The sequence below is a fragment of the Agromyces sp. Y182 genome (genome assembly GCF_059445385.1).
The window spans coordinates 2682625-2701167 of the sequence record NZ_JCAIUF010000001.1 but is presented as its reverse complement, the minus strand read 5'-3'; the positions used below and the strand labels follow the sequence as shown (position 1 = coordinate 2701167).

Below are 18543 nucleotides of genomic sequence, written 5' to 3'. Positions count from 1 at the left end.
CCCTCATACGAACACCAAGGTCGCTGCGTTCCGCCAGAGGTCGGGCGAGCGGAATCCACCGGTGACCAGGGTCCGCCGGCGAGCGTATGGCCCGGCATGGCGCATCGAAACGAATCGCTCGAGCACCGTCCGGCTCTCGTCGGGGAGTTCGTCGCCGTACGCGTGGAGGAACAGCTCTCCTTGGTCGAGCCGGATGCGCACCCAGCGCCGGATGTCGCGTGCCGAGGGGAGGCGCTGAGCGGCGCTCGCCAAGCTCGAGTGTTTCGGGGCAGACGTGTTGCCCCCGTGGATCCGGTACTGAATATGCGGGTCGGGATCGAAGTCCACTGCTCCGAATGCGGCCGCGGTCAGGTTGATCCACCAGTCGTGCATGATCGCTTCCGCAGGGATCGCCCGCACGAGTTCGACGAGGCTGCGGTTCAGCACTGCCGTGCAACCCGTCACAGTCGGATGCATCAGTGCGGTTCGCAGCGAGGTTCCGAACTCAGGGCTGATCGATTTGAACCCCCAGAACGACGGTGCGATCGGTCGCGCCTCGCCGTCGACCACTTCGAGGTCACCATGAACGAGCAACGGAGTGTCCACCCCCCGACTCGCCTCCAGGGCTCGGATGCGTGCCAGGCCCGCTTCGATCTTGTCGGGGAGCCAGATGTCGTCGTGGTCGGCCAGCAGGACGTAGTCGCCGGTGGATCGGGCGAGCAGCGAAGCGAAGTTCGCCCCCGCGCTCCCGCTCGGGACGTCGCGGACGATGCACTCCGGCGGATGAGCGAATCGATCGGCCCATTCTGCGAGCACACCGAGCGTGCCATCGGTCGAACAATCGTCGCTGACCACGAGCACGAAGTCGCGGTAGCTCTGCGACACGAGGGACTCGAGCAACTCCGCGAGATACTTCTCGCTGTCCCGCGTCGCCAGCAGTACTTCGACTCTCACGGCGACACCGATTCGAGACCGACCTCGGAAGGAAGCGACGTCGAGCTGATCGCCCTCCGTTCGATGATGAATCGCTCGAATTCGTCGGAGTCGTCCAATGGGACGAAGACGTCGCCCCGGCCGACCTCCTGAGTGTCGGCCGACTCGGAAGCGTCGGCGGCACCTTCGCCTCGCGAGGTACCGATCAGTGCGTCGAATACCTCCACGTACGCCCGCGACTGCGGCCGCCAGTCGAGCTCCTGCGCGACCCGCGCGCGAGCACGAGCTCCCATGTCGCGTCTGAGGTCGGGCTCATCGATCAGTCGCGCGACGGCATCCGCGAACGCGGTGATGTCGCCGGACGGGACATACGACACGGAGTCGCCACCGCTGACGCGCGTCTCCGCCAAGTCGAACGAGACCGACGGCAACGCGTAGGCCATGTATTCCATCGTCTTGTTCATCGTCGAGACGTCGTTCAATGGCGTCTTCAGGTCGGGGCAGAGTCCGATGTCCGCTCGACTCAGGTATTGGGCGATCATCGCTCGGTCGGCCCGGCCGGTGAAGGTCACATGATCGTCGAGCCGCAGCTGCGTGCTCAACCTCTTGAGTTCGTCCAGGCAATCACCGAACCCCATGAGCGTCGCATGCACATTCGTCCTGCCGCGTCCGTGCACGAGCTCGTGGACGACGTGCAATGCCGAGTCGACGCCGTCTTGAGGCCCCATGATGCCGAGGTACGCGAGTTCGATGGAGCCGTCCGCGCGCGGGGCATCCGGATAGATCGGCCGCATGCTCTCGGTGTCGGGCCCGCTTCGCACGACCGTGATGTGCGACGGGTCGACGCGGCCTCGTTCGATGGCGATTCGCCGGTAGGAGTCGTTGGTCGAGATGACCCGGTCGGCCGTGCGGTAGGTCATGCGCTCGAGCCATCGGAGCGCTCGAAGCTCGCCAGACCGCAGTCGGCTCTTCGGCTCGCCGAAACGCGAGAGGAAGAGTTCGGGGTTCAGATCGTGCTGGTCGAAGACGAATCGAACGCCGCGTCGCCGCCAGAGCTTCGCGAGCAGCCAGTACGTGTCGGGCGGATTGCACGCTTGGATCACGTCGAACCGGGACCGGCGGAAGACGACATGAGAGAGGAGTGCGGTGCGAAGCCACGAATATGCGAACTCGAGGACGAAGCCGGCGAGGCCCTTCGCAGCCGGCGCCGGCGCGTACTTGAATATGGACACGCCCTCGATCTCCTGTCGAGACGGATCCCCCGGTCCCTTCGGACAGATCACACTGACCCGGTAGCCGTTGGCGGTGAGCGCCAGGCACTCGAGCCAGACCCGCCGGTCGAGCGGCACCGGCAGATTCTGGACGATCACGAGCACATGCGTCGCGCGATCGACGACCTGCTTCGACCGGCGCCGGGCACCATCGGCTCCGCGCAGGTCGTTCATGTGCAGCATCCGATCGACGTAGGGGCGGTGGAAGACGACGTCAGCTTCGCACATCTCTCGACGCGATTCCTTCCCCAGAACGGGGCTCAAGAAGGCCGCGCGCGCCCCGTCACGGTCGGACACGCGCTTGCCGATGCGCGCCGAGCATGTCAGCATGTCAAGACCCGTCCGTATCGACCGCATACAGGGGCCCTACCTTCCTGATAACACCCACGCTGTAGGAAGGCACGCCCAAATGCGCCGACCGGCCCACGCCATCGACACTGCTGCACCCGCGAAGCGAACTCGGAGACGGACCCGGCTGTTCGCTGCCATCGCCGCCACATTGCTGGTCGGAACCCTGATTCCAACGGTTGCAAGCGCCTCCACTCCAGCAGCGAAAGCGCCGCTGACGCTCTGGGGCGATCAGCCGGACGCGAGGCCGGTGCTCGACAGCGACCGAGTTCCGGTGGAGCTCGGCACCGCGTTCGAGAGCACTGTGGACGGCACCGTCACGGGCGTCAGGTACTGGAAGACCCGGGCGAACACCGGAACGCACGTCGGTCACCTCTGGGGGCCCGACGGCGAACTGCTGGCCACCGCTACCTTCGTCGACGAATCGTCGCGTGGTTGGCAGACCGTGACCTTCGACAGCCCGGTGGCCGTCGAAGCCGGCGAACGCTATGTCGCCTCCTATCACGCGCCGAACGGTCGCTACGTGTCGAGCATCGGATTCACCGGGCAGGCCGAGTCGTCGACGCTCTCGGTGACCCGTGGCAAGAGCGGGGTGTACGCCTACGGCGATACCCGGTACCCGACGTCGTCCTGGCGTTCGAGTCAGTATTGGGTCGACGTGCTCTTCCTCCCCGCCGACGGCACCACCACGCCGCCCCCGTCGACCACGCCGACGCCGAAGCCGACTCCCACGGCGACCCCGAGGCCCACACAGACTCCCACCCCGACGCCCACGCCTACCCCGACCCCGACACCCACGCCGACGGCGACTCCGACTCCGACTCCGACCCCGACCGACCCGAGCGAGCCGTCACCGGGCGGCGTCAACGCCCAACCGTCCGTCGGCAAGGGCTGGGCCATCAGCCCATCGACCGTCGGCCTCGCACCGTTCGGCCTGAAGTGCGCCGACCTGCCCGAGTATCGACTCTCCGGGAACACGGTGCCGGCCGGCACCGTGATCGACGGCAAGCGCATCACCGGATGGCTCGACCTCTCCATGGGCGACATCACGATCCAGCGCAGCTGCATCCAGCCCGTCCCCGGAGCCGTCGGGCAGGGCACGACGTCGCTCACGACCTGGAACAACCGGCGCGAACTGCAGGGGCCGATCGTGATCCAAGACAGCGAGTACGACGGCTCGCTCCTCAGCGATCGCGACAAGGCATTCATCGGCTTCTTCAACGGCGTCGCGAGCTTCTACCGCAATTACGTGCATGATTCGGGCAGTGGTATCGGCATCCAGGGCAGCGACGAGCGAACCGGTGCCGACGTCGTCATCCAGAACAACTACGTCGATCACCTCATCGCCTACGGCGACGCGAACGGGAGCGGCAACCACCAGTCCGCCTTCACGGTGCGCGACTTCGTCACCGATGCCAACCCCAACCGGCAGCTGCTGGTGAAGGACAACTTCTTCGATTGCGACGGCAAGAACGCGACCGGTGCGTTCTTCGTGCAGCCGAACGGCGGCGACGTGAACAACATGACGGCGCAAGGCAACCTGCTGGCCGGCAACGGGTTCCAGCTGATCCTCGAAGACGACCAGGGCCGGTTCCCGGGTGTGAGTTACCACAACATGCGCGCCATCGACAACCGCATGCTCAACACCGAGTACGGGCCGACGAAGCTCGCCGGCCGCGGCGAGGGCTGGGCGGAGTGGCGGGAGAACTACACGTACAGCACCGGTGGGAACAATGGAAAGGGCAGGGTGGTCTCGGACCCGTCGTGACCTCGATCGTGTCCGTGAGAGGAGCGGCCGCCGGCGACTGATCAGGCCGTCTGCGGCCCAGCGACGTGCGGCGCCTTCCTCGAGGCCAGGGCGCGAAGCAGGTTCGCGTGAGCCTCGACCGACTTCGATGAGTCGAACCGGTCCGAGGAGTCCGCCGCGATCTCGTCTCTCGGAGCAACCAGACCGCGGTTCTCGCCGACGGAGCGCATCGCCTCGATGAGCTCATCACGGTTCCCCTGCCGTCGGAACCGGGCGCCGAGCATGTCGTCCCAGGTCTGCCCCACCGGGTCCCCGAGAGGATTCGACACGATGAGGCCGCTCGGAACTGCGCTCGAGACCTGTTCGCGCGCACCGCCGACGTCGCTGAGGACGACGGGGACACCGGAGGCCAGCGCCTCCATCGACGACAGCGCCCAGCCCTCGAAGAACGAATCGAGCACGAACACGTCTGCCGCACCGAACAGCACATCCGTTCGTTGCACGTTGTCGCGCACGTGAAGGCGATCTCTGAAGGGCGACCGATTCCGCAACGCGATGATCTGGCGCGTGTACACCGCTTCGTCGACGCGACCGCAGACGAGCAGGTGCGCACGCGGCAGCGCCTTCGCGACATCCTCGAACGCACTCATGAGCGCGTAGGTGTTCTTCTGCAGACAATGGCGCGCGAGCGAAAGGAACACGATCTCGTCTTCGAGGCCCAGGCTCTGCCTGCAGTCGACCCTGGCGAGTCTGGAGACCTTTCGCGGGTCGACGCCATTCGGGATCACCACCGTCTTGGCGGGATCCAACCCGTCGGATATCGAGAGGTATTCCTGCCGGACGAGTTCGCTCACGGCCACGACGGCTGTCAGCTTGCCCGAACGATCGACGACCGTCTGACTGTCGACATCGAACAGGTCGTGCATTCCGTGCAGCACGAGTGCTGCCGGCACGTCGAGCCGAACCGCCGACTCGACAGGCCACTGCATGTCGCCATGGAGGTAGACGACATCGGGGTGCCAGTTCGCGACCCAGCGCGCACCGTCGATCGGACCGAAGTCGACGACCTCCACCCCGTGCGCGAGCAGATCTCGACCGATCAGCCCGATGCCCTTCGTGCGATCGTCCGATGCCAGGAGCACGGCGACTTCCATTCCGTGCGCGGGCAGACTGCGTGCCAGAAGGGCCACGACCTCGTCGACCCCGCCGGTCTCGAGCGAGTCCGTCACGAGCAGGCAACGCATGCCGCCCGAGGCCCCGGCGGTCCGAAACGTCTCCTTCGGGGCATCGGGTGCGGCCGGCCACACCGGCACCTGCCCCCGGTGGGTCAACGGGGAGTCCCACGGGTCGAGCACCGCCGTCCGATTTCGCCGCAGCATCGGGCGCAGCAGCTCTCGCATCCGCCTCGGCACGACACGTGCAGACAGACGCTCCAGGGCGAGCAGGACTCCGGCGCTCGTGCCGCTCATGTTCTGCGTCCGAACCGGGACGTCACTCCCTCGATCCGTGCCCGAGCACCTGGGGGCAGCAGGAGCGCCAATTGCTTGGCGGTCATGAGCAGGTAGGCGATGCCACCGCACAGTCCGCCGGCCAGCAGCTGCCACAGCGGCGACGAGATCGGGAGCGAGACCGCATACGCGATCGCACCTGCGATGACCGCCGCCATCAACGGCAGCGCGGCGCCTCGAGCCATCGCACCGAGACCGCCGCCGAGCACGCGACGAAGCGAGATCAGGTAAACCGGGAGCGAGATGAGCAGCACCGTCGCGACGTGCGCGAGTCCGGCGCCGATCAGTCCGGCCGTGGAAATACCCAGCCACAACGCCGGTACCAGCACGGCGAGCACGGCCACCTGAACGACGAAGAGCACCACTGTTCGGCCCGAGGCGATCAGGATGTTGGCGATGAGCTGCCCGATCGCGGTCGCCGCGCCGTACACCGACAGGATGACCACCACGGGGGCGGCGTCGCCCCATCGTTCGCCGTAGAGCACGACGATGAGCGGCCACGCCAGCCCACTCGTCATCGCTGCGATCGGGAACGCCACGAGGGCGACGACCCGTGTCGAGGTGAAGAGCGCGCCGATGACGTCGCCGTTTCGTTGGCGAACGGCGGAGAAGGCGGGCAGAACGATCCCATTGAGCACAGATGCAATGACCGATGACGCCCATGACGCCACATTGAAGGCGAGCGTGTAGAGCCCGACGTCGCGCAGTTCGAGAGCGTGGCCTACGAAGACGTAGTCGACATTTGCGACGACCTGGCTCAGCAGGTTGGCGAATGCGAGCGGCACACCGAACCGGAGCAGGAGCCTGACCGAACTCGCATTCCATCCCGGCGCATACCGCTTCGAGAGCGCAGCGATCACGAGCACACCCGTGATCAGCTGCCCGGCGACCCGCGACCAGGCGAACGCCTCCGCACCGTCGCCGACGAGCGCGAGCCAGATGAGCACTCCCGAGCCGATGATCGTTCCGACCAGGCTCGTGCTGAAGATGACGTTCTGCCGGAACTCACGTTGGAGTTGCGCGCTCGGAACGACGAACACGCCGCTGAACGCCACCGAGATCGAGAGGATCCGCAATGCCGGCGCCGCCTCGACCGAGCCGAGCGCGATGGCGATCGGTTCTGCGAAGAACGCGAGCAGCCCCGCAAGGAGCGCGCTGACGCCGACCGAGATCGTGACCGCAGTCGGAGCGATCGCATCCTGATCGAGGTCCCTCCTTGCGATCGCCGAGGCGATGCCCAACTCCGCGACGGTCACGATCGTGGCGTGCGCCACGATCGCGAGCGCGAACACGCCGAACTCGTCGGGGGCGACGATGCGGGCGACGACCGCCATCACGGCGATGTTGGAGATCCGCATCACGATCGAGTTGCCGCCGAGCCAGAAACTGCCTCGGCGCACCTTTCGGTCGAGCGCCGCGTCCGTCAGGGGTTCGTCGCCGGACACCGTCCTGGGGGTCACCGGGTCCTCCCGGGAACGCGGGAGCGCAGCTGCTCGAGGCGGGACTTCATGAGGAGCCGCGCCGCGTCGCTCACCCGAGCTGCCCGGCCCGGCGCCGCCAGGAGCGCGGATCTGTAGATCGACTCGAGCGCGCTCGCCGCCGCATCGAGCCCGAATCGGCGAGACGCCTCGTCGAGCCCGAAGGCGCCGAGGGCATCACGGCGCTCGGGATCGGCATGCAACGCGCGGATGAGCGCAGCCAGTCGATCTGCGGGATCGCCGGCGCCCCCGACGCCGTAGAAGCCTTCGCGGCGGAAGTGCGGGACGGTCGCGGGCTCGTACATCGACGAGAATCCATCCTCGCCGAGCACGATCAGCGGCTTCCCGTGCGCGAGCCCCCTGATCGCCGATCCACCCATGCCCAAGACGATGTCCGCCGCAGCGTAAGCGGCCCGGGGGTCCTGCATGTCACCGACCATGCGAACCGCTTGCCGCCCGAGCCGGGTATTCGCAGCGGTGGCCGCGGCGTCCACCGCCGTGAATGCGTCGCCGTCGCCCACGACCACGAGTGTCAACGTCGGTGAATCGATCCGAACCACCGCCGAGATCGCGTGCAGGATCCCCTCGGCCTTCATGTCCCTGTCCACCCGCGTGACGATCACCGCGAGGGTCTCGTCGAGAGGAATCCGGTGTGCAGCGCGAAACGCCGACGCCGAACCACGATCGGGCCTGTCCGCCGTGAGGTCGACCGGCGGCTCCATGAGGTGCACGGCGGCCCCTCGCCGGCGTTGCGCCTCCTCGAGCATGGCACCGGTCCCGACGATCAGCGGCACCCGCGCTGAGCCCCAGAAGGCGTTCTCCATGTTCCAGTTGGTCTCGATGCAGGCGCGCCCCGACCAGCCGGCCGACGCCACTGCGACCGGTCGATTCATCCAGGGCGCGAAGACGTGCACGATGTCCGCCTGGTGCGCATCGGCGAACCGCGTGATGCCGCGGGCTGTGCGCAGGAGTCCTGCCCGTTCGAGGATCTCGATCTCGAAGCCCGCAGCCTCCGCGTACGGAAGGATCGTCGAGCTGACATCGGAGTCGCGTACCGCGAACACCGCGACATCGTGGCCGCGCGGCCGCAGCACCCGCGCAAGATCGATGGCGTTGATCTGGCATCCCCCGAACCGCAGTCCCGCGAGGCCGATGACGATCCGCATCGGCTGCCCCTCGACGGACGTCCGCTGCCGAGCCGTTGCTGCGAGGCGATGCGCGGTGACGGTCATCGCACGCTCCTGATCAGCTCGTCGGCGACTCCGGCCTGCTGTTCCGGCGTGAGGTGCGGGAACATCGGCAGCGACAGGATGCGGCGTGCCTCGGCCTCTGCGACGGGGAACTGTCCGGCTCGGTAGCCGAGGGAGCCGTAGGCGGCGGTGAGATGGAGCGGCGTCGGGTAATGGATGGCCGCACTGATCCCTGCCGCGCCCAGTTCCGAGAGCACCCGGTCGCGCTCGTCGACGCGCACGACATAGAGATGCCAGACGTCCTCGTTACCCAGGCGTCCGGTCGGCACACGCACGCCGGCCACATCGGCGAGCAGCTGCGCATACTCGGCCGCGGCGGCGCGGCGGGCGGCGTTCCACGACTCCAGTCGACGCAACTTGGCTCGCAGCACCGGTGCCTGCACGGCGTCGAGCCTCGAGTTGAAGCCGACGCGATCGTGCACGTACTTCACGGTGCTGCCGTGAGCGGCGACATTGCGCACGAACTCGGCGAGGGCGGGATCATTGGTCAGTACGGCACCGGCGTCGCCGGCTGCACCGAGATTCTTTCCGGGATAGAAGCTGGTTGCGGCGATCAGCCCGAGCCCGCCCGCTCGTCCGGCAGCGGATGACGCCCCCTGCGACTGCGCGGCGTCTTCGATGATCACGATGCCGTGCCGCTCGGCGATGGGAACGAGCGCCTCGACCGGCGCGGTCTGGCCGTACAGGTGCACGGGGAGGATCACCCGCGTGCGTGCGGTGACGGCAGCCTCGACCGCAGCCGGGTCGATGAGCAGGTGCTCATCGTCGACATCGACGAACACGGGGGTGGCGCCCGTGCGCGAGACGGCCTCGGCGGTCGCGATGAAGGTGTTGACCGGCATGATGACCTCGTCGCCCAGGCCGACGCCGACGGCGCGCAGTGCGAGCTCGACCGCGTCGGTGCCGTTGCCGACGCCGACGCAGTGTTCGACCCCGATGTACGCCGCGTACTCGCGCTCGAACGCCGCAACCTCGCCGCCGCCGATGAACGACGCCGACTCGAACTGGGCGCGCCACACGGGCAGCACCTCGTCGGCGACCTCGGCCGACTGCGCCGCGAGGTCGAGGAACGGCACCCTCATGCTGACGCCGATGCTCACTTCTTCACTCCCAACGCTCGTGCGGGCACCCCGGCCCAGGTCTCTCCATCGGGCACATCGGCCAGCACGACCGCCCCCATGCCGACCGTCGCGCCCGCACCCACCTGGAGGCCCGGCAGTACCGAGGCGTTCATGCCGACATATGCACCGCGCCCGATGCGCACACCGCCGCCGAGCGAGACGCCGGCTCCGAAGGTCGCGAAGTCGTCGACGAGGCAGTCGTGCGTGATCGTCACGTTCGGCATCACGACGATGTGGGCGCCGATGACGGCATCGGCGGTGATCGTCACGTTCGCGAGCAGGATCGATCCGAGGCCCACAGGGGAGCCACCGACGTTGCGCACCGAAGGGTCGACGACGGTCGTGTACCGAGACGCATCGACACCCGCGCGCGCCATCCGCTCGACGATCGCGGAGCGCGCCAGTCCCGATCCGACGCACACCAGCACATCGGCGTCGGGGTAGAGCGCGACATCATCCACACCGCCGAGCACCGCCACGCCGCCGACCGTGCGCGGCAGGCTCGCACTCCGATCGTCGAGCAGCCCGAGCAGATCTCGGCCCGCTTCCCGCAGCACGGGCACGACCTCTCGGAAGAGACCGCTCGCCCCGACGAGCAGGACGGCCATCTCAGTGGGCTCCGGCGTCGTGGATGACGCGCGAGACGCGTTCCAGCTCGTCGCCGGACATCTGGTGGAAGAGGGGCAGGATGAGGGTGGCCTCGGTGAGTCGTTCCGTGACCGGTAGCGGAACGTCGCCCGTGTCGCGCCCGGCGTACGCGGGCTGCCGGTGCGCGGCCATGATGCCGCGACGAGCGGAGATTCCCGCCTCGGCGAGCGCGACGAGAAGCCCCTCGCGGTCGAGCGGGTAGTCGGCCAGCACCTCCAGCCACAGCGACTGGAAGTTGCCGGCACCCCACTCGGGGTCATCGACGAGACGAACTCCCCCGACGTCGGCGAGCAGTTCGCGATATCGCGCCGCATTCGCGCGACGACGCTCGACGACTTCGGCGAGTTTGCCGAGCTGCACGAGCCCGACGGCCGCCTGCAGGTCCGTCATGCGGAAGTTGAACCCGATCTCGTCGTACTCCTCGGCCGGCGAGACGAGGCTGCCGTGCCGTTCCGCAGCGGAGGTGCTCATCGCGTGCTCGCGGAGCCGGCGTGCGCGCGCCGCCCACTCCGAATTGCTCGTCGTGAGCATGCCGCCCTCACCCGTCGTCAGGATCTTGCGCGGGTGGAACGACCACGCGGCAAGCTCGGCGCCCGCACCGACAGGGCGCCCGCGGTACCGGGATCCGGCGCCGCACGCGGCATCCTCGATGACGACGATGCCCTTCGGGTCGCACACCGCGCGGATCGGATCGAGGTCGACGGGTACACCCCCCTGGTCGACGACGATGACCGCTCTCGTCGCCGGTGTCAGTGCGCGGCGGACGGTTTCGGCCGTCACGTTCCCGGTCATGGCGTCCACGTCGGCGAAGACCGGTCGGGCTCCCACGTAGGTGGGTGCATTGGATGTCGCGATGAACGAGAACGACGGCACGACGACGTCGTCGGCCGGGCCGATGCCCGCGACGACGAGGGCGAGGTGCAGCGCCGTGGTGCAGTTGGACACCGCCACCGCTTCGCGGGCCTGCATCGCGTGCGCGAACGCTCGTTCGAATTCGGCGACCTTCGGGCCCTGAGCGACCCAGCCGGACTCGATGACCTCCGTGACCGCAGCCACCTCTTCGGCGCCCAGCCAGGGCTTCATCACATTGATGCGCGCGTCCACCGCGGTGCTCATGCGGCGCTCGCCGTCGGTCGGCCGGCAGCGATCTCGTGGCGCAGCGGGGTCCACCAGTCGACGAGCAGACGGAGGCCGTCTTCGAGACCGGTGGTCGCCTCGAACCCGAGATCGCGCTTGGCCGCTGACACATCGGCGAGCCGCCGAACGACGCCGTTGACCGCGCGATCCGGGCCATGCTCCACTCCGAGGTCGGAGCCCATGACGCGAAGCAGGGCCTCTGCGAGCTCGAGCAGGCTCGTCTCGGTGCCGCTCGCGATGTTGTACTCGCCGTCGACGATGTCGCTCGTCGCAGCGAGCACATTAGCCCGGGCGATGTCGGGGACGCAGACGAAGTCCATGGTCTGCCGGCCGTCACCGAAGATGAGCGGCGGAAGGCCGTCGGCGATGCGTTCCATCCAGCGCACGAGCACCTCGGTGTAGACGCCGTGCACGTCCATACGGGGACCGTAGACGTTGAAGTAGCGCAGCAGCACGTAGTCGAGTCCGTACATGGCTCGGAAGCTGCGCAGCATCCCCTCGTTGAACGACTTGGCAGCCCCGTAGAACGTGTCGTTGTTGAGGTGGTGGTGCCGCTCATCGGTCGGGAACTGCTCGGCCATGCCGTAGACCGAGGCGCTCGAAGCCGATATCACCTTGGCGACGTGGTGTTCCGCGGCGGCCTCGTAGACGTTGAACGTTCCGTCGACGAGGACCTCGAGCGCGAGTCGCGGCTCCTCGGCGCATTGCGTGATTCGGATCGCGGCCTGATGGAACACCACGTCTTTGCCGCGGGTCAGCTCGTGCACGAGCGAACGGTCACGGATGTCGCCGTCGATGATCGTCGCTCGGCCCGAGGCGAGCGCCGGCTCGAGGTTCGCGCGCCGCCCGCGTACGAGATTGTCGATGATGTCGACGTGAGCGACCCCTGCGTCGAGCAATTGATCGACCAGCGTCGACCCGATCGTGCCTGCGCCACCGGTCACGAGCACGTTCGCGCCCTTGAGCCCGGTCATGCTGCGTCTCCCGCCAGTTCCAGCTCGGACATCGGAGCCGGATCGCCGCCGGCTGCGAGGCTGCGGCTCGCCGCCTCGAGCACTGCGAGCACGCGCAGACCCGACTCACCGTCGGTGCGCGCAGAGCGCCCCTCGTGGATGGCCTCGGCGAACTCGGAGACCATCGCGTCGAGGGCCTCGCGCTCGGACAATGCCGGGGCCCACGTGTCGCCGAGCCGGTAGGCGACCGTCGCGGCCCGCCGCTCCAAGCTGTCGAGAACCTGCGTCTGCAGGTCGACACCCCGGTCGTAGACGCTGATGCGTTGCTGGGGGTTCAGGTCATCCCACACGAGGGTGCGCCGCGAGCCGCCGATGATCATCTGACGGACCTTCGTGGGGCTCAGCCAATTGACGTGCACATGAGCGACGGCACCACTCGGCAGCGGCATCGAGAGGTAGCCGATGCACGCCTTGCCTGCACCGAGAGGATCGGCGCCTTGCGCCGCCGCCGTGAGCGGCTTGAGTCCTCCGGGGAGCACGAAATCGATGATCGACAGATCGTGCGGGGCGAGATCCCAGAACACGTCGACGTCGGGCTGGACGAGTCCGAGATTGATGCGCACGGAGTCGATGAAGAGGATGTCCCCGAGCTCGCCCGCCGCGATGAGCTCCCGGACCTTCAGCACGGCCGGCGTGTAGCAGTAGGTGTGATCGGTCATGAGGACGACACCGGCGGCCCGCGCGGCGTCCACCATCTCCCGTGCCTTCTCGCTCGAATCGGCGAGCGGCTTCTCGACCACGACGTGCTTGCCCGCCGCGATGGCGGCGAGCGCGATGGAGTGATGGCTGCGGGCCGGCGTCGCGATGGCGATCGCGTCGATCGAGGGATCATCGAGAACCGCGGCCAAATCGTGCTCGGCGCGAACGGCGACGAAGCGGGCGGCGAGTTTCTCGGCACGGTCGCGGTCGAGATCGCAGATCGCCGCGAGACGCCAATCCGGGCTGTTGCTGAAGTTCCGGGCCAGATTCGGACCCCAGTAACCAGCACCGATCACTGCGACGGATAGGGTGTGCATCGAGGTGTGCTCCTAGGGTTTCGGGTTCGCATCCGGAGCTGCGCCGGCGATCGCGAATGTCGCGGAACGCGTCCGGCCGCCAGCGACGACGTCGCGCGAACTCTCGCACCGATCGCATCGATTCTCCCCGCCGCCGGTTCGAGCCCGGCAGTCCCAATATGGGGGTGGACCGACGCTGCCACCTGCCCAGCCGCTCCGCGGCCCCGAATTGGGGGGAGCAGCATGGCAGCGGCCTGCGATAAGACGGAGGGGATAGCCGCTCCCGAATACTCAGGGCGTCCTCATTACCCGAAACCAGAGGACCCATCGTGACCATTGCCACCTCGACTGAGCCCGAATCCCGCTCGGCCATGCGTTGGCGCCTGCGCCGAATCGTGACCGCCGTGACGCTCACCGGTCTGCTCGCTTCGCTCGGGCTCACCACCGCGACCGTCGCTGCGGCCGAAGGCTGTGCGAACCCCGTCGCGTGCGAGAACGCACTCGCCGGCGCGGATCCGGAGGAATGGGAGATCTCGTCGGGCGCCGGCGATGCATCGATCCAAGGCTTCGCCACCGATATCAGTGTCAACATCGGGAGCCGCATCGACTTCAAGATCGACACCGACGCATCCGCGTACTCGATCGACATCTACCGCACCGGCTGGTATCAGGGCCTCGGCGCTCGCAAGTGGGACTCGGTCTCACCGAGCGCCCCACTCCCACAGCACCAGCCGGAGTGCATCACGGATGCCAGCACCGAAGTCTACGATTGCGGCAACTGGGCCGTCTCGGCAGGTTGGGACGTGCCGTCGAACGCCGTCTCGGGCGTGTACCTCGCGCTCCTCACACGCGGCGACACCGGCGGCCAGAGCCACATCACGTTCATCGTGCGCGACGAATCGAGCACTTCCGACGTGTTGTTCCAGACCTCCGACCCGACCTGGCACGCGTACAACCGTTACGGCGGCTCGAACTTCTATCAGGGCGCAGCGAACGGTCGAGCCTACAAGATCAGCTACAACCGCCCGTTCTCCAATCGCTACCACGATGACGGCCGCGACTTCTACTTCAGTTCCGAGTTCGCCATGGTGCGCTTCCTCGAGCGCAACGGCTACGACGTGTCCTACTTCTCGGGCGTCGACACCGACCGGTACGGCTCGCTGCTGACGAATCACCGAGTGTTCCTCGACGTCGGTCACGACGAGTATTGGTCGGCCGCGCAGCGCGCGAACATCGGCGCTGCACGGGACGCTGGGGTGAACATCCAATTCCTCGGCGGGAACAGCGCGTACTGGCACACGCGGTACGAGCAGTCGGCAGACTCCTCAGCCACGCCGTACCGCACGCTCGTCAGCTACAAGGAGACGTGGTCGAACTCGAAGATCGATCCCTCCGCAGAGTGGACGGGCACGTGGCGCGATCCCCGATACGCGTCGCCGCAGAACGGAGCCGGCCGTCCGGAGAACGCCTTGCTCGGCACGATGTACATGTCCAACTTCTCCGACCTCCCCGTCACGGTCTCCGCCGAAGAAGGCAAGACACGACTCTGGCGCAATACCGGGCTCGAATCGCAGCCGACCGGCACGGCGACCGCGCTGGCGCCGCACACGGTCGGCTACGAGTCCGACGAGGACATCGACAACGGGCATCGCCCGCCCGGCCTCATCCGTCTCTCGACGACCGTCGGGGCCGTCCCCGAATACCTGCAGGACTTCGGGAACACGGTCAAGCCCGGTGCGACGGAGCACCACCTCACCCTCTATCGAGCGGCGAGCGGCGCGCTCGTGTTCTCCGCCGGCAGCATCCAGTGGGCGTGGGGGCTCGACGCCACACACGACGGCGACGGCGCACCGGCCGATCCCCGCATGCAGCAGGCGGAAGTCAACCTGCTTGCGGACATGGGCGCACAACCCGCGACGCTGCAGAGCGACCTCGATCCCGCCTCCCCGAGCGCCGACACGACCGCGCCGACCGCGACCATCACGTCGCCGGCAGCGGGCACGACGGTCGCGAACGGTTCGGTCGTCGCACTCTCCGGTACCGCCACTGACGGTGGCGGCGGCCGGGTCGCGGGCGTCGAGGTCTCGACTGACGGCGGGATCACGTGGCATGCGGCGGTGGGCACCACGACGTGGAGCTACGAGTTCGTGCTCCACGGAATGGGTGATCTCGCCGTGCTCGCGCGAGCGATCGACGACAGCGCGAACACCCCGCCGACTGGAGCCTCCGTCGGGCTTCACGTGACCGGGCCGTACTCGGCCTTCGGCTTGGAGGTACCGAAGCAGGTCGACTCCGATGACGCCTCGCCGGTCGAGCTCGGAGTGCGGTTCATTCCCATGGTCGACGGCTTCGTGCAAGGGATTCGTTTCTACAAGAGCGCCGCCAACACCGGCACGCACATCGGCTCGCTCTGGGGCCCCGACGGCACGCAGCTCGCGACGGGCACGTTCATCGATGAGACGTCGAGCGGCTGGCAGACCCTCATGCTCGCGGCACCCGTGGCCGTGCAGGCCGGAGCGACGTACACGGCGTCGTACTGGGCCCCCCAGGGCCACTATTCGGCCGACGACAACGCCTTCGCCGCCGCGTCCCTCGAGCGCGACCCGCTCCACCTCCCAGGCGGCTTCGGAAGCGCGGCGGCCGGTGTGTACGGAGGACAGGGCCGGATGCCCGTCTCGACGTGGGGCAACACGAACTACTACGTCGATGTCGTGTTCCACACCACGGATGCGTCACCACTCGGGGCGACGTCCCGCTGGCCGCTTCCCGGCTCGGTGAGCGTCGACGCCGACACCACGATCTCGGCAACGTTCACCAAGGCGGTCAGTGAGCACGCGGTGGCCGTCCGTGACCAACTGGGCCACGCCGTCCCCGGCGAGACGAGCTACGATCCGACGACTCGCACGATCACGTTCACGCCTGACAGCGCACTCGACGGTTTCGTGACGTACACGGTCGAACTCTCAGCGCGAACCGCCACCGGGATCCAACTCACGAGCGGCGCCACCTGGGATTTCCGTACCGCGAAACCCGATCCCGTCTCCGGCGCATGCCCGTGCGGCATCTTCTCCGAGTCGACGGTCCCCGGCATCCTGGAGGATCCGGACACGGTGCCGGCCGTGCTCGGAACGGCATTCACGCCGACGACGGACGGCGTCGTGACCGGGGTCTCGTTCTACCAGTCGGTCGGCAACACGGGTCCGCACACGGGAAGCCTGTGGACTGATGCCGGTCAGCAGCTCGCGAGCGGCACGTTCACGTCGGAGGGGACAAGCGGGTGGCAGACCCTGGTCTTCGACGAACCCGTTCCGGTCGAGGCCGGCACGGCGTACGTCGCCGCCTATCGAGCTCCGGCCGGACGCTACTCCGCCACGATCGGCACGTTCTCCTCCCCGAAGACGGTCGGTCCGCTCACTACTGCGGCCTCCGCGGGCGCATACAGCTACAACGGTGATTTCCCGGCGACGCGAAGCACCACGAGTTATCTGGTCGACGTCGTCTTCGAGTCGGCAGCGCCGTCGTTCGCCGTCACCTCGGTGACACCGGCCGAGAACGCGGTCGGCGTTGCCGCCGCGTCGGACGTCTCGGTATCGTTCGGTGCGCCGGCCGCCGAAGGATCGACACTCGGCCTCACCGTGGCAGGTCAATCGGTCGCCGGCGTGCTCGCTTTTTCCTCGGACCGCAAGACCCTCACATTCAACCCTGCTGAGTCGCTGCCGCTCGGCACCACGGTCACGGTCTCGTTCTCGGGTGCGACAGCAGAGAGCGGTGAGGGCAGCGTCCCGGCACGCACGTGGACGTTCACCGTCGTGTCGCCGACGCCCGGGCCCGACCCGGTGCCGGACGGCGCCCTCACGCTGTTCACCGGCGTCACCCCCGCGGTCGCCGCTGCAGGCGACGACTCCGCTTCGGTCGAGCTCGGCATGGCCTTCACGACGACCGTTCGCGGCGAGGTGCTCGGAGTGCGATTCCACAAGGGCGCGGGCAACACCGGCGCGCACACCGGCTCGCTGTGGGATGCCGAGACCGGTGTCGAACTCGCCTCGGTGAGCTTCGTCGGCGAGTCGGCGTCGGGCTGGCAGCAGGCACTCTTCGATGAACCGGTGGAGATCGTGCCGAACCACCAGTACGTCGTGTCTTACTTCGCACCCGCCGGGCACTATTCGTTCACCTCCGGATTCTTCGCGACCGGCGTCACCAACGGACCGCTCGCCGCGGTACCCGATCTCAACGGGCGCTACCGCTACGGTGACGGCACCGCGATCCCGGCGTTCGCATGGAACCGCACGAGCTACTTCGTCGATGTCGTGTTCGATCCGGCGGAGAACATCGCACCACCCGCAGTGAGCAGTTCGTCACCCGGCGCCGGCGCCACATTGATCGACACGTCGACGACCGTCTCCGCAGTGCTCACGGGCGACGTCGATTCGACGCCGCAACTCGCCCTCGCGGGACCTGGCGGTGAGGTCTCCGGCGCATCCGCGTGGAACTCGGCGTCGTCGACGGTCACATTCACCCCGAACTCCGCGCTCGCCGACGGCGCCACGTTCACGGCGACCGTCACCGTCGGCGGCGAGACCATCGTCGACGGCTCCTGGACCTTCGAGACCGTCGACGTGCCACCTACCGGAGCGATCTTCAATGACGCGACGCCCGCGAACACGTCCTGGAACGACGGGACGACCGTGCAGCTCGGCGTCCGGTTCACCGTGACTGAGACCGTGAGCATCTCGGGCCTTCGCCTGTACAAGGTCGCCGCCGACTCGGCCACCTCGCACCAAGCATTCCTCTGGGGAGCCGACACGAGCGCCCCGATCACCTCCGCCGTATCGAGCGACGAACCGGCTTCCGGGTGGTACACCGTTTCATTCGCATCCCCCGTCGTGCTGACTCCCGGTGTCGAGTACCGCGCAAGCTACATCACGACGACCGGGCGTTATGCGGCCAATGTCCGCGCGCTCATCGGCTCCGTGCAGAGCGGGCCGATCGTCACGGTGCCGAACGGCGGCGTCTACGTCTACGGGGGCGCGACCTATCCGATGGCGACGGCGGGTCACAATTACTGGACGGACATCGTGCTCACGGAGTGAACGTTGCGGGGTCGAACAGATCCGG

General features: G+C 67.7%; 12 protein-coding genes. 2 read left to right on the top strand and 10 right to left on the bottom strand.

The annotated features are described in order from the left end of the window. Positions 1-3: 3 nt before the first annotated feature. The gene (locus AC1C2R_RS12315) at positions 4-933 is read right to left on the bottom strand and encodes a glycosyltransferase family 2 protein (protein ID WP_495352782.1); all 930 of its coding nucleotides are present in this window, start codon (positions 931-933) and stop codon (positions 4-6) included. Continuing rightward, positions 930-2411 (bottom strand): glycosyltransferase family 4 protein, encoded by a 1482-nt coding sequence (locus AC1C2R_RS12310; RefSeq protein ID WP_495352781.1) that lies wholly within the window; start codon positions 2409-2411, stop codon positions 930-932. Before AC1C2R_RS12310 ends, AC1C2R_RS12315 begins: the two co-directional genes overlap by 4 nt. Positions 2412-2781: 370 nt before the next feature. On the opposite strand from AC1C2R_RS12310, the gene AC1C2R_RS12305 reads away from it, so the two are divergent. Further along, a complete protein-coding gene (locus AC1C2R_RS12305; RefSeq protein ID WP_495380116.1) occupies positions 2782-4299 on the top strand; it encodes a DUF4082 domain-containing protein in 1518 nt (505 codons plus the stop codon). 41 nt (positions 4300-4340) lie between these two features. Here AC1C2R_RS12305 and AC1C2R_RS12300 read toward each other — a convergent pair whose 3' ends face one another. Genes AC1C2R_RS12300 through AC1C2R_RS12265 form a run of 8 tightly spaced genes read right to left on the bottom strand, consistent with a single transcriptional unit; the run spans position 4341 to position 13449 of the window. Next, positions 4341-5747: a glycosyltransferase family 4 protein gene (locus AC1C2R_RS12300; RefSeq protein WP_495380115.1), complete on the bottom strand. Its 1407-nt coding sequence runs from the start codon at positions 5745-5747 to the stop codon at positions 4341-4343. Then, positions 5744-7246 carry an oligosaccharide flippase family protein gene (locus AC1C2R_RS12295; protein WP_495380114.1) on the bottom strand — a complete coding sequence of 501 codons (1503 nt, stop codon included), beginning with the start codon at positions 7244-7246 and terminating at the stop codon, positions 5744-5746. The genes AC1C2R_RS12300 and AC1C2R_RS12295 overlap by 4 nt, the downstream gene beginning before the upstream one ends. Beyond that, complete coding sequence (locus AC1C2R_RS12290) at positions 7243-8496, bottom strand: glycosyltransferase family 4 protein (protein ID WP_495352777.1); 1254 nt, start codon at positions 8494-8496, stop codon at positions 7243-7245. Before AC1C2R_RS12290 ends, AC1C2R_RS12295 begins: the two co-directional genes overlap by 4 nt. Continuing rightward, positions 8493-9614 carry a DegT/DnrJ/EryC1/StrS family aminotransferase gene (locus AC1C2R_RS12285; RefSeq protein WP_495352776.1) on the bottom strand — a complete coding sequence of 374 codons (1122 nt, stop codon included), beginning with the start codon at positions 9612-9614 and terminating at the stop codon, positions 8493-8495. Before AC1C2R_RS12285 ends, AC1C2R_RS12290 begins: the two co-directional genes overlap by 4 nt. Beyond that, positions 9611-10243 (bottom strand): NeuD/PglB/VioB family sugar acetyltransferase, encoded by a 633-nt coding sequence (locus AC1C2R_RS12280; protein ID WP_495352775.1) that lies wholly within the window; start codon positions 10241-10243, stop codon positions 9611-9613. The genes AC1C2R_RS12285 and AC1C2R_RS12280 overlap by 4 nt, the downstream gene beginning before the upstream one ends. A gap of 1 nt (position 10244) precedes the next feature. Next, positions 10245-11399 (bottom strand): DegT/DnrJ/EryC1/StrS family aminotransferase, encoded by a 1155-nt coding sequence (locus AC1C2R_RS12275; protein ID WP_495352774.1) that lies wholly within the window; start codon positions 11397-11399, stop codon positions 10245-10247. Beyond that, positions 11396-12394, bottom strand: a complete 999-nt coding sequence (locus AC1C2R_RS12270) for an NAD-dependent epimerase/dehydratase family protein (RefSeq protein WP_495380113.1) — start codon at positions 12392-12394, stop codon at positions 11396-11398. Before AC1C2R_RS12270 ends, AC1C2R_RS12275 begins: the two co-directional genes overlap by 4 nt. Further along, complete coding sequence (locus AC1C2R_RS12265) at positions 12391-13449, bottom strand: Gfo/Idh/MocA family protein (RefSeq protein WP_495380112.1); 1059 nt, start codon at positions 13447-13449, stop codon at positions 12391-12393. Before AC1C2R_RS12265 ends, AC1C2R_RS12270 begins: the two co-directional genes overlap by 4 nt. Before the next feature lie 308 nt (positions 13450-13757). Between AC1C2R_RS12265 and AC1C2R_RS12260 the strand changes: the two genes are divergently transcribed. Next, the gene (locus AC1C2R_RS12260; RefSeq protein ID WP_495380111.1) at positions 13758-18518 is read left to right on the top strand and encodes a DUF4082 domain-containing protein; all 4761 of its coding nucleotides are present in this window, start codon (positions 13758-13760) and stop codon (positions 18516-18518) included. Positions 18519-18543 lie beyond the last annotated feature (25 nt).